Source organism: Nocardiopsis sp. NPDC006198 (assembly GCF_040613895.1).
Lineage (GTDB): Bacteria > Actinomycetota > Actinomycetes > Streptosporangiales > Streptosporangiaceae > Nocardiopsis > Nocardiopsis tropica.
Window position 1 is genome coordinate 75,672 of record NZ_JBEXSY010000001.1, and the last position, 25,018, is coordinate 100,689.

Below are 25,018 nucleotides of genomic sequence, written 5' to 3' on the forward strand. Positions count from 1 at the left end.
CACTCCTTAAACTGTACTGACTCGTCAGACTAGTTTGGGGTGGGCATGGGATCCGACAAGACGGACAACGCACCGTGTTCGGTGCAGCGGCGGGCGCTCGTGGTGGGCGCCGGGATGGCCGGGTGCGCGGCGGCGTGGTGGTTGGAGCACGAAGGATGGGAGGTCGTGCTCGTCGACAAGGAGATCGAGCCCTACCCCAGCAGCTACCTGCTGCAGCTGGACGCAGAGGCGGTCAGGGTCCTGCGGCTGATGGGCGGCGAGGAGATCATCAACGAGGTGACCTTCCCGGCACCGGAGATGTCGGTGCGCTGGGGCTCCCGCGGGGTTCGCGAGTTCAAGGTCGACGGCGGGAAGGACTGGCGGATCGCTCGCCGCGCGGCGCTGCTGAAGAGGGTGTTCGCCCACGTGCCGGCCACCGTCGAGACACGCATGGGCGTCGGGGTAGAGGCCCTGGAGCACCGTGACGAGGATGTCCTGGCCCGGTTCGGCGATGGTTCTGCCGAGGCGTTCGACATGGTGGTCGGGGCGGACGGCGTGCATTCGACGGTGCGCAGGCTGACCTTGGCGTCCGAAACGGAGAGTGTGTACCTCAACGGCCGGAGCCACGTATGGATCAACGCTGACGTGCCCATGCCCGAGGGTCGCGCGGTGATCGGCTCCCGCGAGGGGATGCTGTCGATGGTCTACCCGTTCCTGGACACCGACCAGACGTCGGTTATGGCTGTCGTTCCCGTTCCGGGCTCGACCGTGCCCGACACGCGGATGCTGGTCGATCGGGTCTGTGACGTGATCGAGCGGCTGGGGCCGGACATGCGCGCGATCGCGGTGGCGGCGCGCAAGTCCGAGGACGTCAAGCTGACCAGGTTCTCGCAGGTGCGGTTGCCGCGCTGGTACACACGCCGGGTGGTGCTTCTGGGCGACTCCGCGCACTGCATCGATCCGGTGTCCGGGATGGGTGCGCACGCGTCCCTGCCGGGGGCCAAGGCGCTGGCCGAGGCCCTGCGGAGCACGGATGACCTCACGGTCGCCTTTGCCCGGTTCGAGGCGGAGATGAGGCCCTTCGCCCAGACGGCGCAGAGCATCACGGCTCGGGCGGTCGAGTACAGCACCGGGGTACCGGGAGGCGGCCGGGCGGCCACCCTGCTCGGAGGTGCCGGAGACCTTGTGGGCACCCTCGGGGCGAGGCTGGCAAGATTCAACAGCCGCAGGAGTGCCGTGCGTCGGGTTTGAGGCCCCGCCCCGGCGGACCGACGGCGGTCATGAGGTCGCCCCCCGGTCATCTGACGAGGCCGCCACCGTACGTGAGAGAGGAATCGATGGGACGCACAGCAGGACGAGAGCCCGAGGACACCAAGCGCTTGATCCTGGATGCCGCGCGAGGCGTCGTCGCCAAGCAGGGGGCCCGGGCGACCCTTGATGACGTGGGCGCCATGGCGGGGCTGAGTCGCGGGGCTGTGATCTACCACTACAGCTCGAAGAACGCCCTGTGGACGGCCCTGGCCCACGACGTGCTCACCCAGTTCCACCGCACGGTCCACGAGCAGCTGGAGGACGGCAGGGCGCCCGGGCGCCTGGCACGCGCCTTCATCCGCGCCTCGCTGGAGGGCGACAGGATCGATGCCGTCGGCGAGCGGTTGTTCCTGCTGGCCGCCCTCTCCGTCACTCCCGGGATCTCCGAGATCCTGACGGAGGACGGGGCCCGTTGGAAGGCCGAGATGGCCGAGGACGGAATCTCCCTGGGGGCCCGCGCCGTCATCCTCAGTGCCGTCGACGGGGTCGGCATGATGACCGGATGGGGGCTCAAGCCCGATCGCGCCGAGCTGGACGCCCTGCGTACCGAGCTGGAGAACCTCACCGTCTCCGGCTCCTAGCACCGCGCCGTACGCGTCGGCGGCTCCGGCTCGGTGCCGCCCGAGTGCCGGGTGAACCTGCCGTGGCTCCTCATCGGGAGGTGGTCACGCGCGGGGCGGCCCGGTGACCGCCCGGACGGTGTGGACACCGTCCGCTGGGGGACAGGAGTGTGCGGGCCGAGGAGGCGATCCCTGCCACAGTCGGTGGCGGTGTACGGACGCCGGGATGCGCTCGCGTCCCGGCGACCGGGAAGGACACGAGCGCCCCGGCAGGGACCGGGGGTGCACGTTCGCGGTCCACTGCCACCGGTGGGCCCCGGATGAGGCCCGAACCGGGTGTTCCTCCGAGGAGTGGCGGCCGTTGGAGGGATCTTCGTCACGGGTCCTCCCCATGGCACTTACCCGGGATGACCCACACCATTGGAACTGTACTGACGCGTCAGTATAGTAATTGGCATATGACAAGCCAGAACGAACACGAACGGAGCACGACCATGAACAGTGCCAGCACCCGATCAGTCGACGTCGTCGTCGTCGGTGCCGGACTCGCCGGCCTCACGGCGGCGGACCACCTCGCCCGCGAGGGGTACGACACCGTCGTCGTCGAAGGCCGGGACCGTGTCGGCGGCCGGGTCCGCGGGGCCGAGATCGCCGGCGTCCCCGTCGACGCCGGAGCGACCTGGGTGGCGCCGGGCCACACGGCGGTACGCGATCTCGCGAGCCGACTCGGCTACGAGTTCACCCCCCAGTTCCACCAGGGCAAGGGGGTCATCTCCTTCGGAGGCAGGCGCAGGGTCGAGAGCCTCACCGCACTGGCCCCCTGGTCGATGCTCGACCTCGCGCGGATCATGGGCGTGCTGCAGAAGACGGTCGACGGCCTTCCCTTCTCCTCCCCCTGGGTCCACCCCCGGGCCGACCAGCTCGACTCGATGTCCTTCGGCGAATGGCTGACCTCCAAGCACGCCCTGCAGGACACCCGCAAGTTCATGAACATGTTCAGCCTGGTGCACTGGGGAGCACCCGTCGACGACGTGTCCCTGTTCAACGTGATGCGGTACATCAAGACCCTGGGAGGCATCGAGCACATGCTCTCCGTCGAGGGCGGCGACCAGCAGGACAGGATGCTGGCATCGATGTACTCCCTGGTCAGCAGGTTCGCCGAGACCCTGGAGGCGGAGGTGATCGTCGGCTCCCCGGTGGAGCGCATCACCACGGCCGGTGAACGCGTCACTGTCGAGGCCGGCGAGCACACGATCCAGGCCCGGTACGTCGTCGTGACGGCCTCGCCGGTACACCGCTCGACCATCGAGTTCACCCCCGCGCTCCCCGAGCCCCACTCCGGCCTCTCCCGCAGTTGGCGGCTGGGATCGCTCAGCAAGGCCTTCGTCGCCTACGAGCGTCCCTTCTGGCGGGACCGGGGCCTGTCCGGGGAGGCAATGTCCGACGACGAGACCGTCTTCCTGACCTTCGACGTCAGTCCCAACGCCGATGGCCCCGGCATCCTCATGGCCTTCTGCGACGGACGCGGCTTCGACGCCTACGACGAGGGTGAGCGCCGCCGCCGCGTCATGGAGCACCTCGTCCACCTGTACGGGGAGGCGGCGCGCTACAGCACCGACTACACCGACTTCTCCTGGGCCAACGACACGTTCGCGCCCGGCGGACCGAACCCGGCGGTCGCGCCGAAGGCGTGGACGTCCTTCGGGCGGTACCTGCGTGAGCCGGTCGGGCGCGTGCACTGGGCGGGTACCGAGACCGCAGACGAGACCTCCGGCACCATGAACGGCGCGATCCTGTCGGGTCGGCGGGCGGCGACCGAAGTGGCCGAACGACTGCACGCCGACCGGTAACGGCCCCGACTCTGCCTTCGGCCCGCAACGCCCCCTGTCCGCCCCACCGCACCCGATCGGCTTCAGGGCATGGAGCCGGCGGGAGGCGGGCCCTGGACGGACAGGGGGCGGCTGCCCGAGCACCCGGGAACGGTCGGGAGCCCTCGCAGCCGTCCCTCCACGGGGGTTCGAGGACGACGATGCCACCCCTCGCCCGGTCCGACCGTGTTTCACCACCTGAGCCGTCTCGTCACATCCCGGATCACACATCCACGACTGCGATCAGCGGCTGTTGAGCACGCGCTCGCAGCGCGGACCCCCTGGCGGTGGTGCGCCCCGGGCGGATCCGGGAGCGGACGCGCGGGCGGCACCTCTTCCCTCGGGCAAGCCTTCTGCCTCCTGCGCCGTCCGGCATCCCTCATGGACGCCGCCCCTTGGTGTCCACGCCAGCAGGAGGAGTGCCCCGCCGGCCGGTGGAGCCCGGGCAGCCCCACACGACCGTCGACCGGCCGTCGGCGCCGGAACCGCCGGGGGGAGCCACCAGCCGGCGGCAGGAGGTCAGTGCCCCTTGGTCACATCCAGCGTGCGAGGAGTCAGGAAGAACACCACGGTCGCCGCGACGAGCATGGTCACCCCGCCCACACCGCTGACGAGCATCAGGCCGTGCACGAAGGCCTCCTGCGCCAGGGCCGCGGCCTGCGCCCCCTGATGTCCGAGGGCGGCGAGCACCTGCAGGGCCCCGGCCAGGGACTCCTGCGCCACGGCTACCCCCTGCGCGTCCAGCCCCGCCCCGGTGAGCACCGGCGTCGGCAGCTCGGCGCGGTAGAGGGCGGCGGCGACGCTGCCCAGGACCGCCACGCCCAGCACACTGCCCAGCTCATAAGCGGTCTCCTCGATGGCCGCCGCGCTGCCCGCGTGCTCGGCGGGGCTGCCCGACATGATGATCGCCGAGGCGATGGCCAAGGACCCCATGCCCGCGCCGAACAGCACCTGGGCGATGGCCACCGGCGTGCAGGTCAGCGGCGTGGGTGCCAGAGTCAGTACCGCGAATCCCAGGGCGAACAGCACCAGGCCGCCCACCAGCACGGTGCGGGCTCCGACCTGCTGAGCCAGGGCGGGTGCGAGTGGGGAGACCACGGTCGCTGCGACGGCCATCGGCAGCAGCCGCAGACCCGCCTGCAGCGGGGTCAGGCCCTGGACGAGCTGGAGCCACTGCGCCGCCAGCAGCAGGGTGGAGCCCAAGGCCAGCGTGGTGAACAGCGCGGCGAGCACACCGGCGGTGAAGGTGGGCGAGGCGAACGGACGCACCCGCAGCAGCGGCTCGTCACGACGCAGGCACCGCAGGACGAACCAGGTGAGGGCGCCCGCCGCCACCGCCAGCGCGGCCAGGGCGGGCACGTCGGCCAGCCCCTCCTCGGCCAGTCGTTTGACGGACCAGACCAGGGCAACCATCCCCGCGATCGACAGCACGGTGGCCAGCGCGTCCCACCGGCCGGGCCGGGGGTTGCGGGCCTCGGGCAGCAGCAGACCCGCCGCCACGGCCAGGGCCATGCAGGGCACGTTGACCAGGAACGCCGAGTGCCAGGAGAAGTACTCCAGCAGCAACCCGCCCACGCTCCCCGCACGAGTCGCTCGACACCACCACGCCGGGCGGCAGGTTGGTGTTCCACGTGTTCGCCGCGCTTGCGGAGTTCATCCGGGAGCTGATCGTGGAGGGTACCCGTGAGGGCCTGGAGGCCGCGCGCGTCGGCGGCACGCGGCTGGGGCGGCCCCCGGCGCTGCCCCCTGAGCAGGTGCGCCACGCGCGGGCCCTGCTGACGCAGCCGGACGCCACTGTGGCTTCTCGATCGCCCGCCTGCTCGGGGTGAGCCGGTCGACGCTGTACAAGCACGTGCCCGAGTTGTCGGGCGGCCGGGCCCCATCCCAACGCCGTAGCTACTCGCGGGTTACTTGTCCTGTTGGCGGGCGTTCGGGAGAACCACCCCTACATGGAGCGGCGCGCCTTCGCGACCGCCCGCAAGCTGTGGCCCGAGGTCGAGGTGGTGTGCGCCTCCGCGCCGCTGAGCCTGGGCGACTACGTCGAGGAGATCGGGGACGCCGGGCTCGTCATCGACATGATGGTCCGCGACCTCCAGCGGGTGATGGAGTATCCCAAGCTGGGCTTCGCCGTCGAACAGGACGTTCCCGGCCCAGTAGGCGAGGCCTACAAGTCCCTTGTCGCCTCAGGGTTCGACAGCCGCCTGATCCAGAGCTGACCGCGAGGACGTGGAGCAGTCGGACCGAGCCCTTCCCGGCTGACGGAGTCGGCCGGGCACGAGTGCCAGGACGTGGTCTCGATCGAGGCGGTGACGATCCCCCGGCTCGCGCGCAGGATCGTCCATGGCGCACGAGCCCGTCAGGGCGTGAGGAGCGCCTTGGTGGCGCGGCGCTCGTCCATCGCCCGGTAGCCCTCGGCGGCCTCCTCGAGCGGGAGGGCGAGGTCGAAGACCACGCCGGGGTCGATCCGGCCGCTCATGATGAGGTCGACCAGCTCCGGCAGGAACCGGCGCACGGGGGCCGGGCCGCCGAGGAGGCTCACCGTGGCGAAGAACAGCTCCAGGCCGTCCAGTTCGACCCCGTGCGAGACGCCCACGTAGCCGACGTGCCCGCCGGGGCGGGTGGCGCCGATGGCCTGCGTCATGGACTCCTGGGTGCCGACGGCCTCGACCGTGGAGTGCGCGCCGTACCCGTCGGTGAGCTCCCTGATCCTCGCGACGCCCTCGGCGCCGCGCTCCTCGACGATGTCGGTGGCGCCGAACCGCCGGGCGAGCGCCTGCCGGTCGGGGTGGCGGGACATGGCGATGATCCGCTCCGAACCGAGGCGCTCGGCGGCCATGACCGCGAGCAGCCCGACCGCGCCGTCGCCGACCACGGCGACCGACTTGCCGAGCCCGGCGTCCGCGGCGACCGCCCCGAACCAGCCGGTGCCGAGAACGTCGGAGGCGGCCAGGAGGCTTCGGGCCTGCTCGGGGGTCGGATCGCCGGGCACCTTCACAAGGGTGCCGTCGGCGAGGGGGATGCGGGCGTACTCGGCCTGCGTGCCGATCGCGCCCATCATGACCTGGTGGACGCAGCGGGACTGGAAGCCGGACCGGCAGATCTCGCAGGTGTTGTCGGAGGCCACGAAGGAGCCCACGACGAGGTCGCCCGCCCCGACGTAGCGGACACCGGCCCCCACCTGCTCGACGACGCCGATGTACTCGTGGCCCATCCGCGCGGGGCCGTCCTGCTGTTCGACGCCGCGGTAGGGCCACAGGTCGGAACCGCAGACACAGGTGGCGGTGACGCGGATGACGGCATCGGTCGGTTCGATGATCGCGGGGTTCTCGACGTCCTCGACGCGGACGTCCCCGGGACCGTGCATGACGACGGCTCGCATGGGTGCTCCTCGGTTGTCGGTTCCTCGAAACCTTCTCCACACCACCACCGTTCCCGTCCGCGTGGACTTCTACCTGGTAGAGGCGCTGACAGGGGTGTCCGTGCGCTGCCGGGCGCCCACGCCGCCCCCTGAGGAGACGAAGCGGGGCCACGGCGGCGCGGGTGCGGATTCGGGACGGGGTCCTCCGCCCGGGAGCACCCGCCCGCCCCTCCGCGCCTGCCGGGGCGGGGGACGGCAATCGTGCGGACAAGGGTGTCCGATTCGCGGACCCCGGGTAGTGGGGTCGCACGTTCCTGAGCGGAACGGTGACGAGGAGGCAGGTCAGAGCATGTTCCGACACACCAAGCACCTCCAGTGCGAAGCCAAACCCGAGGCTCCGGACGCCCTGTACGCCATGAAGCTCCAGGAGCTCATCGGTGGCGCCTACGGCGAGATGACCGTCACCATGCAGTACCTGTTCCAGGGGTGGAACTGCCGGATGGAGGGCAAGTACAAGGACCTCATCATGGACGTGGCGACCGAGGAGATCGGCCACGTGGAGATGCTGGCGACCATGGTCGGACGCCTGCTGGAGGGGGCGCCCGCGGACACCGTCGCCGAGGCCGTGAAGGATCCGGCCGTCGCCGCCGTCGTGGGCGGGATGAACCCGCAGCAGGCCATCATCGCCGGGGGCGGGGCCGTGCCCACGGACTCCGCCGGCACCCCGTGGAACGGCAAGTACATCGTCGCCAGCGGGAACCTGCTCGCGGACTTCCGCGCCAACGTGGCCGCCGAGGCGCAGGGCAGGCTGCAGACCGCTCGGCTGTACAACATGACCGACGACCCCGGGGTCAAGGAGATGCTCCAGTTCAACCTCGCCCGGGACACCGTCCACCAGAACATGTGGCTGGCCGCCATCGAGGAGCTCCAGGAGGACGGACTGGAGGGCGAGATCGCCCCCAACGCACTCATGGACGTGGAGAACCAGGAGCACGCCAACACCATCTGGGGCCTGTCGGACGGAACGGCCGCCGCCCAGGGCCGCTGGGCCTCCCGGCCCGCCCCCGACGGCGAGCACGAACTGCGCTACCTGGACCAGCCCGACCCGCTCGGCGGACCGGCCTCCGTGCCCCCGCCCGATCCCAAACTCTACGGGACCTTCGCCGGTCCCGGCGGCCAGGGCTCGGCGAAGGGGGCCTCCAAGGCCACCAAGGGCGGCAAGGGCCTGGCCGACAAGGTCAAGGACGCCCTGGAGTGAGACTTCCGAGAGGGGTGTGGACACCGCCGCGCCGTCAGCGGGACGGGTGTCCGCACCCCCCGCGCGGCCGGGCCGGCGCCCCACGGCGCGTACCCGGCCCGGCCCCGGTCGTCCCGGACGCCGACCCCGCGAAGAGCGCTCCCCAACCGTGAAAGGCCGCCCATGATCCTTCCCGAGCCCCGAGGCCCGCTGAGTGAGCGACTGCTCCTCTCCCTGACCCGTCCGCCCCTGGAGGGGGAGGCGACGCTTCCCCGAGGCGTGCCGGCGGTCGCCGACCCGCTCCAGGACGAGGACCTGCAGCTGTCCCTGTTCACCTGCTACCAGCTCCACTACTCGGATCTGGAGGGGGTGGACGGCACGTGGGAGTGGAACCCCGCACTGCTCGCCCTGCGCGCGGAGCTGGAGGGCGAGCTGGAACGCGCCCTGCGCGAGGCCACCCTGGGGCACGGGCGGCAGGGGCAGGAGGACACGCTGCCGTGCGAGGTGCCGACCAGGCTCACGGGGATGATCCGTGCCGCCGGGGGGCCGTCCCTGTCGGCCTTCATGCGGCGCCACGCCACCTTCGGCCAGTACCGCGAGTTCGTCAAGCACCGCTCCCTGTACCACCTGCGCGAGGCCGACCCCCACACCTGGGCGATCCCGCGCGTACAGGGCAGGGCCAAGGCCGCACTCATCGAGATCCAGGCCGACGAGTACGGGCAGGGGCAGGCCGCAAGGATGCACTCCGAGCTCTTCCGGAACACCATGCGCGGCCTCGGCCTGGACACCGCCTACGGCGCCTACCTGGAGTCGGTCCCCGCGGTGACGCTGGCCCTGAACAACACGATGTCGCTCCTCGGCCTCCACCGGCGCCTGCGCGGAGCGCTCCTGGGACACCTGGCGGCCTTCGAGATGACCTCGACCGGCCCCAACCGCGACCTCTCCCTGGGGCTGCGGCGGCTGGGCGTGGCGGTCCAGGTGCGCCGCTACTTCGACGAGCACGTGGAGGCCGACGCCGCGCACGAGCAGATCGCCGCCCGCGACATGTGCGGCTCCTTCGCGGCGGACCACCCCGACCTGGTGCCCGACGTGCTGTTCGGCGCCGCCGCCTGCCTGACCCTGGACCGCCTGTGGGCGGAGCACGTCCTGGGCCGCTGGCAGGAGGGGGAGTCGTCGCTGTCGTCGGCGGACGCCCGGGAGGCCGCGGCCACATGAGCGCCCCGGCCGAACTCAGCGTGGTCGTCCCGCTGAAGTGGGAGGACGACGGGGAGGCGGAGGACCTGACCGCCTACCTGCGGTTCCTCGCGGGCGTGGTCCACGAGGTGGTCGTCGTCGACGGTTCCCCGAAGGCCCTCTTCGACGGGCACGCAGAACTCTGGCGCGGAACGGGGGTACGCCACATCCCCCCGGACCGGGCCGCAGCGTGCGCGAACGGCAAGGTGGCGGGCATCCGCACCGGTGTGACGGCGGCGACCCGCGAGAAGGTCGTGATCGCGGACGACGACGTGAGGTACGACGAGCCCTCGCTGGGGCACGTCTCCCGGCTCCTGGACGGCGCCCACCTGGTCAGACCCCAGAACTACTTCGACCCGGCGCCCTGGCACGCGGTGTGGGACACCGGGCGCACCCTGCTGAACAGGTCCGTGGGCCAGGACTATCCGGGGACCTTCGGGCTGCGGCGGTCGGCGCTGCTGGGCATCGGAGGCTACGACGGGAACACGCTCTTCGAGAACCTCGAACTGGTGCGCACGGTTCGGGCTGCGGGAGGGACCGAGGTGCTGGCGACCGGCCTGTACGTCCGCCGTCTGCCGCCCCGGGCGTCCCGTTTCTGGTCGCAGAGGCCGCGCCAGGCGTACGACGACACGGCCCAGCCCGCGCGCATGGCGCTCTTCCTGTCACTGCTGCCCCTCACGGGCGTCGCCGCCCTGCGCTCTCCCGGGCTCGTGGCGGCCGGGGCCGGGGCCGTCGTCCTGCTCGCCGAAGCGGGCAGGAGGAGGGCGGGGGGACGCGACGTCTTCCCGGCGCGCGCCTCGCTGGGCGCGCCGTTCTGGGTCCTCGAACGGGCGGTGTGCGCGTGGCCCTCGTTCGCCGCCTGGCTGACGGGGAGAGGTGTTCCCTACGCGGGTTCGAGGCTCACGACCGCCGCCCACTCACCCCGTCTGCTCAGGCGGAGCCGGGCGGGGACGCTCTCCCTCCGCCCCGCCGGGGGCGGTGAACCCGATCTCCTTGTGCGTGCCGTCGCAGAAGGGGCGGATGGATGACGCGCCGCAGCGGCACAGCGCCACCGTCCGGCGGCCCTTGGGGATGGGGGCGCCCTCCGCGTCCAACAGCCGGAAGGGGCCGCGCAGCAGCAGCGGTCCGTCCGGGCAGGCGGTCACCGAGACCTCCGGGGCGGAAGGGCCTTCGTTCGGCAGGTCGTCTTCCATACGGGGCTCCTGCCCCGACGGGGGGCACGGAAAACGGCGGCCCCGGCGGGGCAGGCCCTCTCCGCGCCGCCGCGGCCGTCCCGGGCGGACCGGTGTCGCGGATACACGGGAGGACGGCGTGCGACAGGCGGGAGCGCGGTGAGGGTCACGACGCCTGAGGCGGAACCACGTCCAGGGCGCGGCCGAGAGCGGCGGTCAGTCGCGCGGAACGCCCGGGGAGGTGCTGTTCGGCCCACGCCCCGGCCGACCGCAGGAAACCGGCCAGGTCCTCCTCGGCGCCGGCCACCAGCCGGCGGAGCCCGGGGGCGGAGGTCTCGATGACCGGGCTGTCCCGCTGTTCCTGGTCGGGCGTCAGGCGCACGGTTCCTCCCGAGACCTCCACGAGCGGGAAGGGGTCGTGGCCGAGGTCGAGCCGAAGACTGCGTTCGTCGAGGTAGTCGAGCCAGTCACGCCACTCGTTGAGGTCGCTGCAGCATCCGGGCAGCAGGGCGACGCCGGTCGTGGTGTCGGTGATGCGCATCCCGCCGGCCACGAAGAGCTCGTCCGTCGTGAACAGGGGGTGGAGGAAGCCGTCGAGCGGTTCCGCGGGGCGCGGAGGACCCTCCCCGGGGAACAACCCTTCGACGTCGTTGCAGGCGACGATGAGCATCACCGCCGTACCGATGTCGACGGGGGACATCCCGCCGTGCAGCCGCAGGAAGTCGAAGGTGGCGGGTTCGCCGACGGGCCACAGCGAGAATCCGCCGCGGAAGTGGAGTTCCACCACGGGATGCACGACGATCATGCCGGGAGTCTGCCGCACGGCGGACGGCGGCGCCACAGGTTTCGGCGGCCGGAGCGGCCCCGGCGGCGCCCGGTGCCCGGTGCCGGGCGGGTGGACCGCTACGCCGCGCACGGCGCCCGCTCGTCCGCGTGGTCGCGCGGCGGGTGCCCTCGGCGGCATCGCGGAGGCCCGCCGCCGCCTCCGGGCCGGTGGGCACGAGGTGGACGGGGTCGTTGTAGCCGGTGTGGCTCCGAACGGCCGGACGGCGGCCGAGAGTGCGAGTCCCGGCCGCCATCGTCCCGCTGATGGACGCGGGTCACGCCATCACACCTGGTCGGTGGGCATGATCCACAACTCGCCGATGGAGGCGCGGCGGCGCCGGGTGACCATGTAGACGACGCCGTCGGAGATGTCCCCGGCCTCCAGCATCTCCTTGTCCGCGGGGAACGCGGCGATACCGTTCCGGATCTCCTCGGTGTTGTGCGACTGGAGTTCGGTGTCCACGGCGCCGGGCTCGATGACGCCCACGCGCACGTGGCTCTGCGTGACCTCCTGGCGCAGGGCCTCGGTGAACCCGTTCACGCCGAACTTGGTCATGTTGTAGGCGCCGAACCCCGCCCAGGAGACGCGGCCGGCGATGGAGGAGATGTTGACGATGTCGGCGACGTCGCGGGGTCCCCGTTCGGCGGCCTTGCGCAGGTGCGGGAGGGCTGCCCCGGTCATGTACAGCAGGCCCTGCTGGTTGATCGCGATCATCCGGTCGACGTCCTCGACGTCGGCGTCCTCGAACGGCCCGAGGATCATGAGTCCGGCGTTGTTGACGAGGATGTCCAGGCGCCCGAAGTGCTCGACGGTCGCGTCGACGGCGGCCTCTGCCTGGGCCCGGTCGGAGATGTCGGCCGGGACGGCCAGGGCGGTGCCGCCGGCCTTGTCGATCTCGGCCACGAGCGCGTCCAGGCGGTCCCGACGGCGGGCGAGCAGGGCCACGGACGCACCCTGTTCAGCCAGGTCCAGGGCGGTGGAGCGGCCGATGCCGCTGCTGGCGCCGGTGACGATCGCGACGGTGCCGGTGAGTTTCTCGGTCATGACGTGTTCCCGGTTCGTTCGTATGGGGGCATGAGCGTGTGAGTTACGCGGTTCTTGCGACCGCGGGGCGTGGCGGGGACCGTCAGTCGTCGTGGGCGAGGTCCCCGCCCAGCGCGCGGGAGGCCTGGGCCTGCGCCGACAGTTCCCCGGCCTTGGCCTGGGCGCCCTCGATGGCGTCCGCGCCGGCGACGAAGCGCAGCGGCGGCCGCTCCTGTCCGGCGATGGTCAACAGGGCTCGGGCGAGCTTGGCGGGATCGCCGCTCTGCCGGCCGTTCATGCCCTTCCATGTCTCGATCGTGGCGGCGGTGCGCTCGGCGTAGTCGTCGATGGACAGCTCCGGCCAGATCGTGGAGGCGCCCTCGACGAGCAGTTCGGTGCGGAAGAAGCCGGGTTCGACGATGGTCGTGTCGATCCCGAAGGGTTCGAGGTCGAACCGCAGGGACTCCATCCAGCCCTCGACCGCGAACTTCGACGCGCAGTAGGCGGTGACGAACTCCTGGCCCACCAGGCCGGCCACCGAGCTGAGGGTGATCACGTGTCCGCTGCGCTGTCGGCGCATGACGGGCAGGACCGCGCGGGTGACGTTCATCGGGCCGAAGACGTTGGTCTCGATCTGGGCGCGGAACTGCGCGGGGCTGATCTCCTCGAAGAACCCGGCGTAGAACAGGCCGGCGTTGTTGACCAGGACGTCGATGCGGCCGAAGCGGTCGACGGCGGCCTGCGCGGCTTCCTCGGCCTGCTCCAGGTCGGTGATGTCCAACCGGGTGACCAGCAGGTTCTCCTGCGGTCCGCCCAGAGTCTCCTCCACGGCCTCGGGGCGGCGGCCGGTGGCGACGACCTGGTGGCCGGCGTCCAGGGCCTGGCGGACGATGTCGGTGCCCAGACCGCGCCCGGCGCCGGTGACGAGGACGACCTTGCTCATGACGGTTTTCCCTTCCCTCTCCGGGCGCCGTATGGGCGCTCGGCGGTGTGCGGTCAGGTCGCGCGGCGTCCCCGGGGAAGCGGGCCGCCTCCTCGGCGACACCCACCCGGTGGACACCCGGACGGGACGGACGGATCCGTTCCGCAGACCCGCGGCACGGGCCCTGACCAGGGCGGTAAGCCCTGCCATTCAGACAACCACCGGCCGGCCCCGCCCGAGGGGCCCTGGAGGGCACGGTTCGTCCAGGGGTCCGCCAGTACCCCTTTACGTGCCGCACATGAGCGGGGGCGGCACATACGGTGGACGTATGGACCGCAGCGCCGAGATCCGTGAGTTCCTCCGCACCCGCCGGGCCCGGATCACACCCGATCAGGCCGGACTCGCCCCGCACACCGGCGCCCGCCGGGTGCCGGGGCTGCGCCGCGAGGAGGTCGCCCAGCTCGCCGGGGTCAGCGTCGACTACTACATCCGCCTGGAGCGGGGACAGGCCAAGGGCGTCTCCACCAGCGTTCTGGAGGCCGTGGCCCGCGCCCTGCACCTGGACGAGACCGAACGCGCCCACCTGTTCGACCTCACCCAGCCCACGACGACCCGGGCCCGCCGCAAACGCCTGCTCGCCCCGCAAAGGGTCCGTCCGGCCCTGTACCAGGCGTTGGAGGCCCTCACCGTTCCCGCGGTGGTCGAAGGGCGACGCACGGACGTGTTGGCCGCCAACCGGCTCGCCTGCGCGCTCTACACCGACTTCGAGGCCCGGCCCCGCCGCGAACGCAACTTCGCGCGCTTCGTCTTCCTGGACGAGGCCGCCCGCACCCTGTACGCGGACTGGGAGGCGATCGCCGGGAACTGCGTGGCCTCACTGCGCCTGTACGCCGGACGCCACCCCGACGACCCCCAGCTCACCGATCTGGTCGGGGAGCTGTCCGTGCACAGCGACACCTTCCGCCGCATGTGGGCCGACCACGACGTGCGGGCGCACACCAACGGCACCAAGCGTTTCCACCACCCGCTCGTGGGCGAACTCAGCCTCGACTACGTGGTCCTGGCCGTCGAGGGCGACCCCGACCAGACCCTGGTCGTCTACACCCCCGAACCGGCTTCCCCCTCCGCGGAGGCCCTCGACATCCTCGCCAGCTGGACCGGCGCCTCCACGGCCGGGGCGCCCACTCGCCGACAGGGCGCGTAGGCCCGTTCCTTGCGGGCGGAGGGACGCGGCCCCTACGCGTCGGGGACGAGCACGACCTTGCCGATGACGGTGCGGGACTCGGCGAGGGCCAGCGCCGCCGCGGCGTCCGAGAGGGGGATGCGGGCGCCGACCTGCGGCGTCAGGACGCCTTCGGTGAGCAGGCCGAGCACCTGGGTCAGGTCCTCGCGCAGCCGGGCGCGGAAGGCGTCGGCGCGGCGGCTCCCGGCCCAGAAGTTGTAGAAGCCGGCGCTGCGGCCGTTGGGCAGCGCGTTCCACACGCCGAGGCGGCCGAAGAGCTTGAGCACGGGCAGCCGGGAGCCGCCCTCGACGTCCTTGGTCGCGGCGGTCCCGTAGGAGACGAGGGTGCCGCCGCGCCGCAGCAGGCGCCAGGACCGGACGATGCCCTCGCCGCCGACGTGGTCGAACACCGCGTCCACGCCGTGGGGCGCCAGGGAACGGATCTTGTCGTACATCCCCTCGGCGCGGGAGTCGACGGGGGTGGCGCCGAGCTCGCGCACGGCCTCGTGGTGGCGCCGCGCGGCGGTGCCGATCACGGTGATCCCGGAGTGCCGGGCGAGCTGGAGCAGCGTGGTGCCGACCCCGCTGTTGGCACCGAGGACGACGACCGTGCCGCCGCGCGGCACTGCGGCCGTGCGGTGCAGCATCTGCCACGCGGTGATGCCGTTGACGAGCAGTGTCTCGACGGCCGCGGGGTCCGCGTCCTCCGGCACGGGGACGAGATCGAGGGCGTCGAGGTGCAGGTGGCTGGTCCAGGCGCCGGTCTTCGTGACGGCGGCGAACCTGCCTCCGAGGAGTGCGGGGTCCACGCCGGGCCCGACGTCGGTGACGGTGCCGACGACGTCGTAGCCGGGCACGAACGGGAACGGGGGCTGGTCGAAGTACTTGCCCCGGCGCATCTGCTGCTCGGCGAACGACACCCCGGTCGCCTCCATGCGGAGCACGACCCGGCCGGGGCCCGGAGCGGCCAGCCGCTGCGTGCGCACCTGCAGGCCGGCGGGCTCCACCTTGCCCGGCAGAAGGATCTGGGTGGCGGTGACGGTGGCGTCGCTGGCGGGGTTCATGCGGGCTCCTCCGGAACATTTGGGCTAACGGCTGTAACCTTACGCATGTAACCCTGGTGGTGCAAGGTGGCCACCGTAAAAACTCACAGCTGTAAGGTGACACCATGAAGGCCACGAAGGACACACCTGCTCCGCGCACCCGCAACCGCCGCGGCCAGGGCGGACGCCTCCGCGAGGACATCGTCGACGCGGCGGTCGCCCTGCTGGACGAGACGGGCGACGAGCGCACCATCACCCTGCGCTCCATCGCGCGCCGGGTCGGCATCGCCGCGCCCTCCATCTACCCGCACTTCTCCGACCAGCCCTCCATCATGCTGGCCGTGGTCCGGCGGGCCTTCGACGAGCTCGAAGCGGCGCTGCGCACGGCACTGGAGGGGGCGGGGGAGGACCCCCGGGCGCGCCTGTACGCCGTGTGCCACGCCTACCTGGACTTCTCCCGTGTGCACCCCGAGCGGTACCGCACCATGTTCGGCGGCCTGTGGATGCCCACGCTCGCCGACACCGCGGTCACCGAGGAGGACCTCGTGGCGCTCGGCGACTCCAACCTGCGGATCCTGTCCGGGGTCCTGGCCGCGTGCGCCGAGGCCGGACTCTCCACGAGCACTGATCCCGGCGCCGACTCCTACGCGCTGTGGCTCGGCCTGCACGGGCTCGCGCACCAGCGGTCCGTCACCCGCGTTTTCCCCGGCCCCGACGACATCGGGGAGCGGATGATCCCCGCGCTGGCCCGCCTGTGTGAGGGCTGAGCCCGGACCGGGGCCGCGGGCGGTCGCTCACGGGGACGCGCCCGGGCACGGTCGGCGGCGTCATCCCCGTTCCCGGCGGGCCGCACCGCCGGGTCGGGCGGTCGCGCCGGGCCGCGCGCGTGCCCAGGCGAGGAGGCCGGCGAGGGCGTAGGAGGCGCCGAACAGGCAGGAGGCCCCCCAGCCCCAGGTGGTGTACGCCCAGGCGGAGGTGACGGCTCCCAGGGCGGAGCCCAGGGAGTAGAAGGCCATGTAGGCGCCGATGACGCCACTGGCGCGGTCCGCGTGCGCCGAGGTCAGCAGGTGCTGGTTGCCGACGTGGACGGCCTGGACGGCGAAGTCCAGCAGGACGATCCCGGCGACGAGGGGCCACAGGGTCGGCTCCGTCCGGGCGATGAGGGCCCAGGAGGCGGCCAGCAGCACGAGGGACCACCCGCTGACCGGCTGGGCGCGGCCGCCGTCGGCCCACCTCCCCGCCCGGGAGGCCCCGAGGGCCCCGGCGAGGCCCGCCAGCCCGAAGAGACCGATCGCCGCGGTGTCGAACGACCACGGTTCGGCGCCGAGCGGGAGGGCGAGCCCGCTCCAGAGGGTGCCGAAGGACGCGAAGAGGAAGAAGGCGATGAGGCCCCGGCCGAGGAGCAGGCGGTCGGTGACGGCCAGCCGCGCCATCGCGCCGACCGCACGCGCGTACGGCTCGCGGGAGGTGCGGGGGTCCGGGTGCAGGCCCGCGCGCACGGCCGCGGCGAGCACGGCGCACAGTAGTGCGAGCACGAGGTAGACGGCGCGCCAGCCCACCGTGTCGCCCAGTGCGCCCGCCAGGACGCGGACCCCGAGGATGCCGACCACCACCCCCGACGTGACCGCGCCGATGTTGCGTCCCCGTTCGCCGGGCGCGGAGACGGAGGCGACATGGGCCACGGCGACCTGGACCACGACCGCGAAGAAGCCGGCGGTCGCCAGCCCCGCCGTCGCCACCGCGCCGTTGGGGGCGAGGGCCGTGGTTCCGGCGCCCGCGGCGACGAGCGCCAGGAGCAGGGTGAGGAGCCGCCGCCGGTCCACCACGTCGCCGAGGGGGACCAGCAGGATCAGGCCCGCGAAGTAGCCGAGCTGGCCTGCGGCGGCCAGCTGCCCGAGTGACGCGGGCGCCACCCCGAGGTCGGCGCCCGCGGCTTCCAGGACCGGTTGGATCGCGTACACGGTGGACACCGCCACGGCGCACACCACCGCTAGGACGATGCGCTGAGCGCTTGTCACCCCTGTCACCGCCCGACTCCTTTGGTTTCAAAGTGCAACCATTGGAGGCTAGGGCATAATGGTTTCAAAGTGCAACCAGCGAAGGAGGGCTTCCATGGCGGAGGCGGAAACCGGTCGTGGCTGGACCGATCCCACGTGCCCGGTCGCCCGAACGGTCGACCTCGTCGGTGACCGGTGGAGCCTGCTCATCGTCCGCGACGCGATGGAGGGCCCGGCGTCCTTCACCGAGTTCCGCCGGCGGCTGGGCATCGCCCGCAACATCCTCAGCGACCGGCTCCGCAAGCTCGTCGACCACGGCGTCCTGGTCATCAGTCCCAGCGGCGGACGGCACGTCTACGAGCTGACCGGGGCCGGAAGGGACCTGTTCACCGTCGTGGTGGCGCTGAGGCAGTGGGGGGAGCGCCACGCCTTCGCCGACGGCGAGCCCCGTTCTCGCCTCACCGACGCCGAGGGGCGTCCGCTCGCCGAGCTCCGCCCCCGGGGCCAGGACGGCGCTCCTCTCACCGCGGGTGCGACCCGGGTGGAGAGGGTGGGCTGAAGGGGATCGCGGGGTTCCTCCCGGACGCCGCCGGACAGGTCCGGCGGCACGGCCCGCCGCGCAGCGACGCCCCTCCGCGACGCCGTACGGCCGGGTAGGTGTACATGCTGGCCAAACCTGGCCATAGCCTGCGAAAACATCTCATCCAGGTCCTGTGGCCTGCCAGGATGACGCTTCCGACAAGCACTCACCCCTGGAGCGCCCATGCCACGACCCGCCTCGCGCGTCACCGCCATCGCCGCGGCAGCCGTCACCGCCCTGTCCCTGCTGTCGGCCCCCGCGCAGGCCGCCTCCTCGACCGGGGCGCTGACGGTGACCCACGTGCGCGCCAACGCGGCGGGCACGGACACCAAGAGCAACCTCAACGGCGAGTACTTCGTCATCAAGAACACCAGCACCAGGACGGTGAACCTGAGGGGGTACGTCCCCGACATCACCAGCAACACCTACGGCCGGGTCCTGCCCTCCTACAACCTGCCCGCGGGAGCGGTGGCCTACGTGCGCACCGGCAGCGGCACCAACCGCCGCGACGCGAGCGGCAACCACCAGGTCTACCGCGGCTACGCCCGCCACGTGCTGCCCAACGACGCCACCGGCCGCAGCCCCGACCTGCGCCTGAAGAGGCCCGGAAGCGCGGACAACAACTCCTCGAGCGGGTCCATCAGCTCCTGCAACTGGGGCAGGGCCGCCAACGGCACCACCTACCGCTGCTGACCCCAAGCCCGTCGGCGCCACCGGGCCCGTCCGGGGGCTCCCCGGGCGGGCCCGGCCGCCGGTGCGGTACCGTCCCCGGTCGACCGGGCGCCCGGAAAAACCGACACCACCGCCGGTACCGGACACCGCCCCGGCGGCGATCGGACCGTTTCGGCCACGCGGCGGCCATGCGGTGTGGTAGGTCTCGGGGGACACCCTGGGAAAGGCGGGACGTTGGTCAAGATCGCACTGGTCTGCGGAGACGGGCTCCCCGTCAGCGGCCTGCTCACCGTCTTCCGCAACGTCGTGACCCGCTTCCACGGGCGACCGGACCCGCACGAGCCCGTCCCGGCCGACCTCGGCTACTCGTGGCGCCCCGACAAGCCGGCCTTCTTCCCCGACGGCGCCGGAGCGGACTGCTATCCGCCCTGGCTCCGGGTGAGCCGGGCCCGGCCCTGCGCGGGACCGGACCTGGCGGGGGAACTCCTCGACGTGCGGCGGCAGGTAGCCCGGGCGGACGCCCTCGGCCCCGGGGAGAGGGCACGCCTGCACCGGCGCGTCGAGGCCCTGGCCGGCCCCTACCGGTCCTACTTCTCGGAGTGGCTCCACGAGCACGACGTGGACTGGGTGGTGGCGGTCAACATGACCCTCTCCGACGCGGTCCCGGTGACCCTGGCCCTCCACCGAGCCGCGGAGGAGCGCTGGGGCGGCGGACGCCCCGGCGGAGTCCTCTTCTGGGACCACGACCTGTTCGGCAGCTACGCCGTGCACGAGGGCGACGAACGGGTCTACCCCCCGGCCCCCAACGAGTTCACCCCGCTGCCGGGCGGGCACCCCGCGCACCGCTGGGCGGTGGTCTCGGAGGCACTGCGTGCCGAGGCCCGCGGATACCCCACCCCGCTGGAACCGGTCACGGTCCCCAACGTGCTCCCCGAAGCTCCTCCCGAGGGGCTGGAGGACCGGCACACGGAGTTCCTGGAGCAGATCGGGGCCGCGCCCGACCAGCCCCTGCTGCTGGTCCCCGTCCGCGTCTTCAGGGTCAAGGGCGTGGAGATCTCGGTCCGGCTCTTCTCCCGCATGCGGCAGGTGAGCCGGGAACAGGGGCGGCCCGAACCCCTCCTCCTGGTCTTCGGGGACCTCGGCGAGGATCCGGACTACACCAAGGAGGTGCTCGACGAGGCCTCGCAGGAGGGGGTGCTGGACCACGTGAGGTTCCTGGACGGGGTGCCGCTGCAGAGCCACCGGGGGACGGACCTGCGCTGGCGCCTCGACGAGGTCGACCTCCTGCGGGTGGGCGCCGCCACGGGCGGCGGGGTGCTGTTCACGCCCAACCGCCCGGACGTGGAGAGCGTGGGACTGGGGCCCGCGCTCGCCACCGTCGCAGGCCTGCCCAGCGCGGTCGGGGACTTCCACGCCTTCTCCGACATCTACGGCGACGCGTTCCTGTGCGCCCGCCTGCACCGGGACGGCGACCTGCGGAGGACCGCCGAGGAGATGCTCGGGCTCATGCGCGCCAGGGTGGGCGGCGAGCCCTGGTTCGCCGAGGCCATGCGGCGCAACCGGGCGAGGATGGACTCCCACTTCCCCGTCGAACCGTGGCGGCGGCTCTGGGAGGAGCTGGTCTCCGGGACAGAAGGGGCCGTGACGGCGCCGGAGGACCCGGCCGGCGCATGAACGCCGCCCCGGCCCGAGCCCCGTTCACGCCCGGCCCGGGAGAGAACGGAGCCCCCGCGCGACGCCTCGTCGTGCGGGGGCTCCGCCACCGCGCGTCCGGCCGGGCCGGAGGCGGACTCAGCCGGGGAGCTCGCCCGAGCGGGTGGAGCGCAGGGTCAGCGCGGTGAGCAGGCCCACCACCGCCACCCCCATCACCCAGTACGCCGGGGAGACCGGGTTGCCCGTGGACGCGACCAGCTGGGCCGCGATGTAGGGGGCCGTCCCGCCGGCGACGATGGTCCCGATGTTGAAGCCGAGGGAGACGCCGGTGTAGCGGACCGCCCGCGGGAAGAGCTCGGTGAACAGCGGGAACGCGGGAACCTGCAGTGCCGCGTTGAGGATCATGAACACCAGGTACACCAGCCCCACGACCAGGAGCCCCGAGGCCTCGGACATGGCCAGCAGGATGGGGTAGGCCAGCAGGACGTACCCGACGCACCCCGTGGTGAGCACGGTCAGGCGCCCGAAGCGGTCGGTGAGCATGCCCATGAACGGCATGGACAGGCAGGCCAGGCCGATGACCGCCGCCGAGAGCCAGTACACGTGCTGGGAGTCGTGGCCCAGGTCGTTGATCAGGTAGACGTTCATGTAGGTCAGCCCGACGTACCCCGTGCCGTTGGTGGCGACGGCCAGGCCGATGACCTTGAGGACCGAGCCCGAGTTGCTCCGCAGCACGTCGACGAAGGGGCTGCGGGTCACCTCCGACCGGGCCTCCATCTCCCTGAAGTCGGGGGTGTCCTCCAGCTTGAGCCGCGCCCACAGGCACAGGAGGGTCAGCGGGATACACAGCAGGAACGGGACGCGCCATCCCCAGGCCGACATCTGGTCGGGGGAGAGGAGCCCGACGACGATCCCGGCCACGGCGGCGGCGACCGCGAAGCCCAGGGTGGACCCGGTCGGGGTGAAGGCCCCGAAGAAGCCGCGCAGCCCGGACGGCGAGGACTCCGCGATGTAGGTGGCCGATCCGCCGATCTCGCCCCCGGCCGAGAACCCCTCCGCCATGCGGACGATCACCAGCAGGATCGGAGCGGTGATGCCGACCTGCGGGTAGGTGGGCAGCACGCCCATCAGGGCACAGCACAGGCCCATGCTGACGACGGTGGACACCAGGGCGACCTTGCGCCCGCTGCGGTCGCCGAGGCGGCCGAAGAAGATCCCGCCGAGCGGACGCATCAGGTAGCCGGACCCGAACACGGCCAGGGTGGCCAGGATCGACGTGGCGGGGTTGGAGCTGGGGAAGAACAGCGGGGCGATGACGACGGCCAGGAACCCGTAGACGCTGAACGCGTAGTACTCGATCAGGGTTCCCACCCCGCCGGCGACCGCGGCCCGCAGCGCGGTGCGCCGGTCGCGCACGGGTGCGCCGGGTGCGGCGACGGCCGGGGGGCTCCCGGCGCTCTCTGAAGAGGACAAGGCGATACCTCCTGGTGGGGATGGAGCTCGAGCGCCCGTCACGGGCTCTCGGGGGGATGGTGCCTCCCCGTGTGTGCGGGGCGGCAGGGCGCCGGCGTGGTGTTCGCGCCCGTCGGTGAGGCGGACCGGGAGTGCCGGTCAGCCGGCGGCGCGTGCCCGTCGGTGCTCGGCGAGGAGCAGGTTCAGGCTCCCGCCGGCCTCGATGACCTTGACCACGCGCTCGCTGAGCGGTTCCCCGGTCAGCTCGGCGTCCTGGCGGGCGAGGCGGACGGCGGGGCGCCGCCAGTCGATGGAGACGCGGTCCCACCGGCGGACGGCGCGGGTGATGCCCGGGACGGTCAGCAGCGGCATGCCGTTGTAGGTCTCCCCGCGCCAGAAGCCGGGGGAGAAGGACTCGGCGACGACGGCCGCGATCCCCAGGTTGCGCAGCGCGACCATCGGCGGGTAGTGCGGGTGCCCGTAGCCGAAGTTGCGGCCCCCGACGACGACGTCGCCGGGGCGCACCTCGTCGGCGAACGCCGGGTCGTAGTGCCGCATGCACACGCTGCGGAGCACGTCGGGGTCGTAGTGCTTGATGTTCTCCACGCCGATGACGAGGTCGATGTCGAAGTCGTCCCCGAAGATCCAGGCGACACGGCCCTCGATGGTGTCGGGCGGGGGCAGCGCACTCACGGGCCCGTCACCTCCCGTACGTCGGAGATCTCCCCGGTCACGGCGCTGGCGGCGACGGTGTAGGCGGACCCCATGTAGATGTGGGCGCCCGTGTCGCCCATGCGCCCGGAGATGTTGAGCACGCCCGTGGACACGCAGTTCTCCCCGGCCTTCAGCGGTTTCTGGTAGCCGAAGCAGAAGTCGCAGCTGGACGTGGCCACGGCCGCCCCCGCGTCGCGCAGGACGTCGAGCAGCCCCTCCTCCTCCGCCCGCCGGTGGATCGCGGCCGAGGTGGGGACGACGTTGAGCTGCACGCCGTCGGCGACCCTGCGGCCCCGCAGCACCTGCGCTGCGGCGCGGATGTCCTCCAGCCTCCCGCTGGCGCAGGAGCCGATGAACGCCTTGGTGACGGGGGTGCCCTTCAGGGCCGAGACCCCCCTCGTGTTCGCGCCCCGCGCGGAGCCGGGGAGCACGACCTGCGGTTCCAGCTCCGAGAGGTCGATCTCGTGCACGCCGGCGTAGACCGCGTCGGGATCGCTGTAGAGCGGTTCGGGGACAGTGCCGGACACCTGGCGGGCGTAGTCCAGGGAGAGCTCGTCCGGGTTGAAGATCGCCGACACCGCGCCGGTGAACATCGCCATGCCGCACAGGCCCTGCCTGCGGTCGATGCTCATGGAGCGCGCGCCGGGCCCGGTGAACTCCATGACCTGGTGGGCGCAGCCGTCGGCGCCGAGCCGGGCGATGATGGTGTGGATCAGGTCGCGGTTGTCCACCCCCTCGGGGAAGCTGCCGGTGAGCTCGAACCGCACCGACTCCGGCACGTCCAGGTGGATCCGTCCGGTGACCCACGCCTCCAGGAGGTCGCGCCGCACCCCCCAGCCGAGGGCCCCGAAGGCTCCCAGCCCGCTGATGTGGCCGTCGAAGTGGATGAGGAACCTGCCGGGGAGCGCGTACCCGAGCTCGGCGGCGACCTGGTGGCCGATCCCCTCGGCCTCGTGCAGGGTGATCCCGTAGAAGTCGCACCAGTCCCGGGTGACCTGGTGGACCGCCTCCTCCTTGGCGTCGCCCCGGGTGAGCATGTGGTCGATGAAGACCAGGTAGCGCTCTGGGTCGTCCAGCTCCGTGATGCCGAAGTCGTCGTGCATCTGGCGGAACATCACGTCGGTGTACCCGGGGAAGTCGTAGGCGATCATGTGGTCGGGGCGGAAGGCGCGGTTGTCGCGGGCGCGGACCGGTGGGCCCTCGGCCGTCCGGCCGAGGATCTTCTCGGTGATGGTGCGGCCCATGGTCAGGCTCCTCCCCGGGCCGCGGGCAGGTAGGCCTTCTGTGCGGCCTCCACCTCGGCGAACCCGATCAGGTCGACGAACTCGTGGTGCGGCAGGGCGTCGGCGCTCACGTCCGCGGGGGGCTCGCCCGCCGCGAGCCGGCCCAGGGCCTGTCGCATGGCCCCGGTGGCCGCCATCAGGACCTGGGTGGGCAGGAGCGCGATCGCGACCCCGACCTCCTCCAGGACCCGGGGGGTGAACTCGCGCTCGGTCCAGGCGGACGCGGTGAGCGTGGCCACGAGGGGGACGCCGGCGGCCTCCCTGCACCGGGCCCATTCGTCGACGGTGGAGAAGGTCCTGGTGACCGGCATGACCATGTCGGCCCCGGCCCCGGCGTAGGACTTCGCCCGGTGCAGCGCCTCCTCGCCCCGGGCGTCGGTGCGCGCGATGACGAGGACGTCGTCGCCGACGGCGTCCTTGACGGCGCGCACCTTCATGGCCGCCTCCTCCGGCGGGACCAGCGGCACGGGGTCTCCGACGCAGAGGGGGCAGCGCTTGGGCGACTCCTGGTCCTCCATGAAGACCGCGGCGACCCCCGCGTCGCGGAAGCGCCGGGCCGTCCGGACGGCGTTGACGGCGTTGCCGTACCCGGTGTCGATGTCGGCGATCAGCGGGAGGCCGCTGGACTCGCGGATGCGGCGGGTGGCCTCCAGGTTCTCCGTCATGGTGTAGAGCTCGGCGTCGGGATAGCCGAGGGACGCGGAGACCGCGAAGCCCGAGGCGCACAGTGCGGAGAAGCCGGCCTGCTCGGCGAGGCGGGCGGTGAGCCCGTCCCACACGCCGGGCGCGTGGACGACCCCCTCGCCCATCAGCTCGCGCAGTCGTCGGGAACTCATCCCAACCCCTTTCGTATTGCGGAACGCGTTTCAAAAGGACACTAGGGAGCGCTAGGATCTTGTGTCAAGAGTCACTA

26 protein-coding genes and 1 pseudogene are annotated in these 25,018 nt (G+C 72.3%); 14 read left to right on the forward strand and 13 right to left on the reverse strand.

Features of this window, described 5'->3' with window-relative positions; translation table 11 throughout:
* Positions 1-45 precede the first annotated feature (45 nt).
* The 3 genes from ABZ234_RS00375 to ABZ234_RS00385 all read left to right on the forward strand — a co-directional run bounded on the left by ABZ234_RS00375 (position 46) and on the right by ABZ234_RS00385 (position 3,700).
* On the forward strand, positions 46-1,230 hold the full coding sequence (locus ABZ234_RS00375) for an FAD-dependent oxidoreductase (protein ID WP_355010346.1): 1,185 nt from the start codon (positions 46-48) through the stop codon (positions 1,228-1,230).
* Between the two features lie 86 nt (positions 1,231-1,316).
* Complete coding sequence (locus ABZ234_RS00380; RefSeq protein WP_355010347.1) at positions 1,317-1,871, forward strand: TetR family transcriptional regulator; 555 nt, start codon at positions 1,317-1,319, stop codon at positions 1,869-1,871.
* A 437-nt stretch (positions 1,872-2,308) separates the two neighbouring features.
* A complete protein-coding gene (locus tag ABZ234_RS00385; RefSeq protein WP_355010348.1) occupies positions 2,309-3,700 on the forward strand; it encodes a flavin monoamine oxidase family protein in 1,392 nt (463 codons plus the stop codon).
* A 537-nt stretch (positions 3,701-4,237) separates the two neighbouring features.
* On the opposite strand, the gene ABZ234_RS00390 is transcribed toward ABZ234_RS00385, so the two are convergent.
* Positions 4,238-5,293 carry an MFS transporter gene (locus tag ABZ234_RS00390; protein ID WP_355010349.1) on the reverse strand — a complete coding sequence of 352 codons (1,056 nt, stop codon included), beginning with the start codon at positions 5,291-5,293 and terminating at the stop codon, positions 4,238-4,240.
* A 56-nt stretch (positions 5,294-5,349) separates the two neighbouring features.
* Here ABZ234_RS00390 and ABZ234_RS00395 point away from each other — a divergent pair, with 56 nt between their 5' ends.
* A complete protein-coding gene (locus ABZ234_RS00395; protein WP_355010350.1) occupies positions 5,350-5,547 on the forward strand; it encodes a hypothetical protein in 198 nt (65 codons plus the stop codon).
* A gap of 90 nt (positions 5,548-5,637) precedes the next feature.
* Positions 5,638-5,934, forward strand: a complete 297-nt coding sequence (locus ABZ234_RS00400; RefSeq protein ID WP_355010351.1) for a hypothetical protein — start codon at positions 5,638-5,640, stop codon at positions 5,932-5,934.
* A 140-nt stretch (positions 5,935-6,074) separates the two neighbouring features.
* Here ABZ234_RS00400 and ABZ234_RS00405 read toward each other — a convergent pair whose 3' ends face one another.
* Positions 6,075-7,097, reverse strand: coding sequence for a zinc-dependent alcohol dehydrogenase family protein (locus ABZ234_RS00405; protein WP_355010352.1), 1,023 nt, complete (start codon positions 7,095-7,097; stop codon positions 6,075-6,077).
* A gap of 328 nt (positions 7,098-7,425) precedes the next feature.
* Here ABZ234_RS00405 and ABZ234_RS00410 point away from each other — a divergent pair, with 328 nt between their 5' ends.
* The 3 genes from ABZ234_RS00410 to ABZ234_RS00420 all read left to right on the forward strand — a co-directional run bounded on the left by ABZ234_RS00410 (position 7,426) and on the right by ABZ234_RS00420 (position 10,574).
* Positions 7,426-8,334 carry a manganese catalase family protein gene (locus ABZ234_RS00410; RefSeq protein ID WP_355010353.1) on the forward strand — a complete coding sequence of 303 codons (909 nt, stop codon included), beginning with the start codon at positions 7,426-7,428 and terminating at the stop codon, positions 8,332-8,334.
* A gap of 162 nt (positions 8,335-8,496) precedes the next feature.
* Positions 8,497-9,528: an iron-containing redox enzyme family protein gene (locus ABZ234_RS00415; RefSeq protein WP_355010354.1), complete on the forward strand. Its 1,032-nt coding sequence runs from the start codon at positions 8,497-8,499 to the stop codon at positions 9,526-9,528.
* Positions 9,525-10,574, forward strand: a complete 1,050-nt coding sequence (locus ABZ234_RS00420; protein WP_355010355.1) for a glycosyltransferase family 2 protein — start codon at positions 9,525-9,527, stop codon at positions 10,572-10,574. Before ABZ234_RS00415 ends, ABZ234_RS00420 begins: the two co-directional genes overlap by 4 nt.
* Here ABZ234_RS00420 and ABZ234_RS00425 read toward each other — a convergent pair.
* The 4 genes from ABZ234_RS00425 to ABZ234_RS00440 all read right to left on the reverse strand — a co-directional run bounded on the left by ABZ234_RS00425 (position 10,464) and on the right by ABZ234_RS00440 (position 13,510).
* A complete protein-coding gene (locus ABZ234_RS00425; protein WP_355010356.1) occupies positions 10,464-10,739 on the reverse strand; it encodes a CDGSH iron-sulfur domain-containing protein in 276 nt (91 codons plus the stop codon). The genes ABZ234_RS00420 and ABZ234_RS00425 overlap by 111 nt on opposite strands.
* A gap of 145 nt (positions 10,740-10,884) precedes the next feature.
* Complete coding sequence (locus tag ABZ234_RS00430) at positions 10,885-11,523, reverse strand: hypothetical protein (RefSeq protein WP_355010357.1); 639 nt, start codon at positions 11,521-11,523, stop codon at positions 10,885-10,887.
* Between the two features lie 303 nt (positions 11,524-11,826).
* Positions 11,827-12,588, reverse strand: coding sequence for an SDR family NAD(P)-dependent oxidoreductase (locus tag ABZ234_RS00435; protein WP_355010358.1), 762 nt, complete (start codon positions 12,586-12,588; stop codon positions 11,827-11,829).
* Between the two features lie 82 nt (positions 12,589-12,670).
* On the reverse strand, positions 12,671-13,510 hold the full coding sequence (locus ABZ234_RS00440) for an SDR family oxidoreductase (protein WP_355010359.1): 840 nt from the start codon (positions 13,508-13,510) through the stop codon (positions 12,671-12,673).
* A gap of 307 nt (positions 13,511-13,817) precedes the next feature.
* Here ABZ234_RS00440 and ABZ234_RS00445 point away from each other — a divergent pair, with 307 nt between their 5' ends.
* Positions 13,818-14,693, forward strand: a complete 876-nt coding sequence (locus ABZ234_RS00445; RefSeq protein ID WP_355010360.1) for a helix-turn-helix transcriptional regulator — start codon at positions 13,818-13,820, stop codon at positions 14,691-14,693.
* Between the two features lie 32 nt (positions 14,694-14,725).
* Here the strand turns inward: ABZ234_RS00445 and ABZ234_RS00450 are convergent, their stop codons facing one another.
* A complete protein-coding gene (locus ABZ234_RS00450) occupies positions 14,726-15,358 on the reverse strand; it encodes a zinc-binding dehydrogenase (protein WP_355010604.1) in 633 nt (210 codons plus the stop codon).
* Here ABZ234_RS00450 and ABZ234_RS00455 point away from each other — a divergent pair.
* Positions 15,345-15,560 carry a hypothetical protein gene (locus tag ABZ234_RS00455; protein ID WP_355010605.1) on the forward strand — a complete coding sequence of 72 codons (216 nt, stop codon included), beginning with the start codon at positions 15,345-15,347 and terminating at the stop codon, positions 15,558-15,560. The genes ABZ234_RS00450 and ABZ234_RS00455 overlap by 14 nt on opposite strands.
* Here the strand turns inward: ABZ234_RS00455 and ABZ234_RS00460 are convergent.
* Positions 15,497-15,775: pseudogene (locus tag ABZ234_RS00460) on the reverse strand (alcohol dehydrogenase catalytic domain-containing protein); the annotation flags it as partial. The gene ABZ234_RS00455 and the pseudogene ABZ234_RS00460 sit on opposite strands and share 64 nt — an antisense overlap.
* Positions 15,776-15,879: 104 nt before the next feature.
* On the opposite strand from ABZ234_RS00460, the gene ABZ234_RS00465 reads away from it, so the two are divergent.
* Positions 15,880-16,521, forward strand: coding sequence for a TetR/AcrR family transcriptional regulator (locus ABZ234_RS00465; protein ID WP_355010361.1), 642 nt, complete (start codon positions 15,880-15,882; stop codon positions 16,519-16,521).
* Between the two features lie 60 nt (positions 16,522-16,581).
* Here the strand turns inward: ABZ234_RS00465 and ABZ234_RS00470 are convergent, their stop codons facing one another.
* A complete protein-coding gene (locus tag ABZ234_RS00470) occupies positions 16,582-17,781 on the reverse strand; it encodes an MFS transporter (RefSeq protein WP_355010362.1) in 1,200 nt (399 codons plus the stop codon).
* Between the two features lie 85 nt (positions 17,782-17,866).
* On the opposite strand from ABZ234_RS00470, the gene ABZ234_RS00475 reads away from it, so the two are divergent.
* From ABZ234_RS00475 to ABZ234_RS00485, 3 genes are all read left to right on the forward strand, one after another.
* Positions 17,867-18,310: a helix-turn-helix domain-containing protein gene (locus ABZ234_RS00475; protein WP_355010363.1), complete on the forward strand. Its 444-nt coding sequence runs from the start codon at positions 17,867-17,869 to the stop codon at positions 18,308-18,310.
* 204 nt (positions 18,311-18,514) lie between these two features.
* Entirely contained in the window at positions 18,515-19,024 is a 510-nt protein-coding gene (locus tag ABZ234_RS00480; protein ID WP_355010364.1) for a hypothetical protein, read from the forward strand.
* A gap of 213 nt (positions 19,025-19,237) precedes the next feature.
* Positions 19,238-20,677 (forward strand): hypothetical protein, encoded by a 1,440-nt coding sequence (locus ABZ234_RS00485; protein ID WP_355010365.1) that lies wholly within the window; start codon positions 19,238-19,240, stop codon positions 20,675-20,677.
* 117 nt (positions 20,678-20,794) lie between these two features.
* On the opposite strand, the gene ABZ234_RS00490 is transcribed toward ABZ234_RS00485, so the two are convergent.
* From ABZ234_RS00490 to ABZ234_RS00505, 4 genes are all read right to left on the reverse strand, one after another.
* Positions 20,795-22,129 carry an MFS transporter gene (locus ABZ234_RS00490; RefSeq protein ID WP_355010366.1) on the reverse strand — a complete coding sequence of 445 codons (1,335 nt, stop codon included), beginning with the start codon at positions 22,127-22,129 and terminating at the stop codon, positions 20,795-20,797.
* A gap of 138 nt (positions 22,130-22,267) precedes the next feature.
* Positions 22,268-22,801: a 3-isopropylmalate dehydratase gene (locus ABZ234_RS00495; protein WP_355010367.1), complete on the reverse strand. Its 534-nt coding sequence runs from the start codon at positions 22,799-22,801 to the stop codon at positions 22,268-22,270.
* Complete coding sequence (locus ABZ234_RS00500) at positions 22,798-24,066, reverse strand: aconitase family protein (RefSeq protein ID WP_355010368.1); 1,269 nt, start codon at positions 24,064-24,066, stop codon at positions 22,798-22,800. The genes ABZ234_RS00495 and ABZ234_RS00500 overlap by 4 nt, the downstream gene beginning before the upstream one ends.
* A gap of 2 nt (positions 24,067-24,068) precedes the next feature.
* A complete protein-coding gene (locus ABZ234_RS00505; RefSeq protein WP_355010369.1) occupies positions 24,069-24,941 on the reverse strand; it encodes an isocitrate lyase/PEP mutase family protein in 873 nt (290 codons plus the stop codon).
* Positions 24,942-25,018 lie beyond the last annotated feature (77 nt).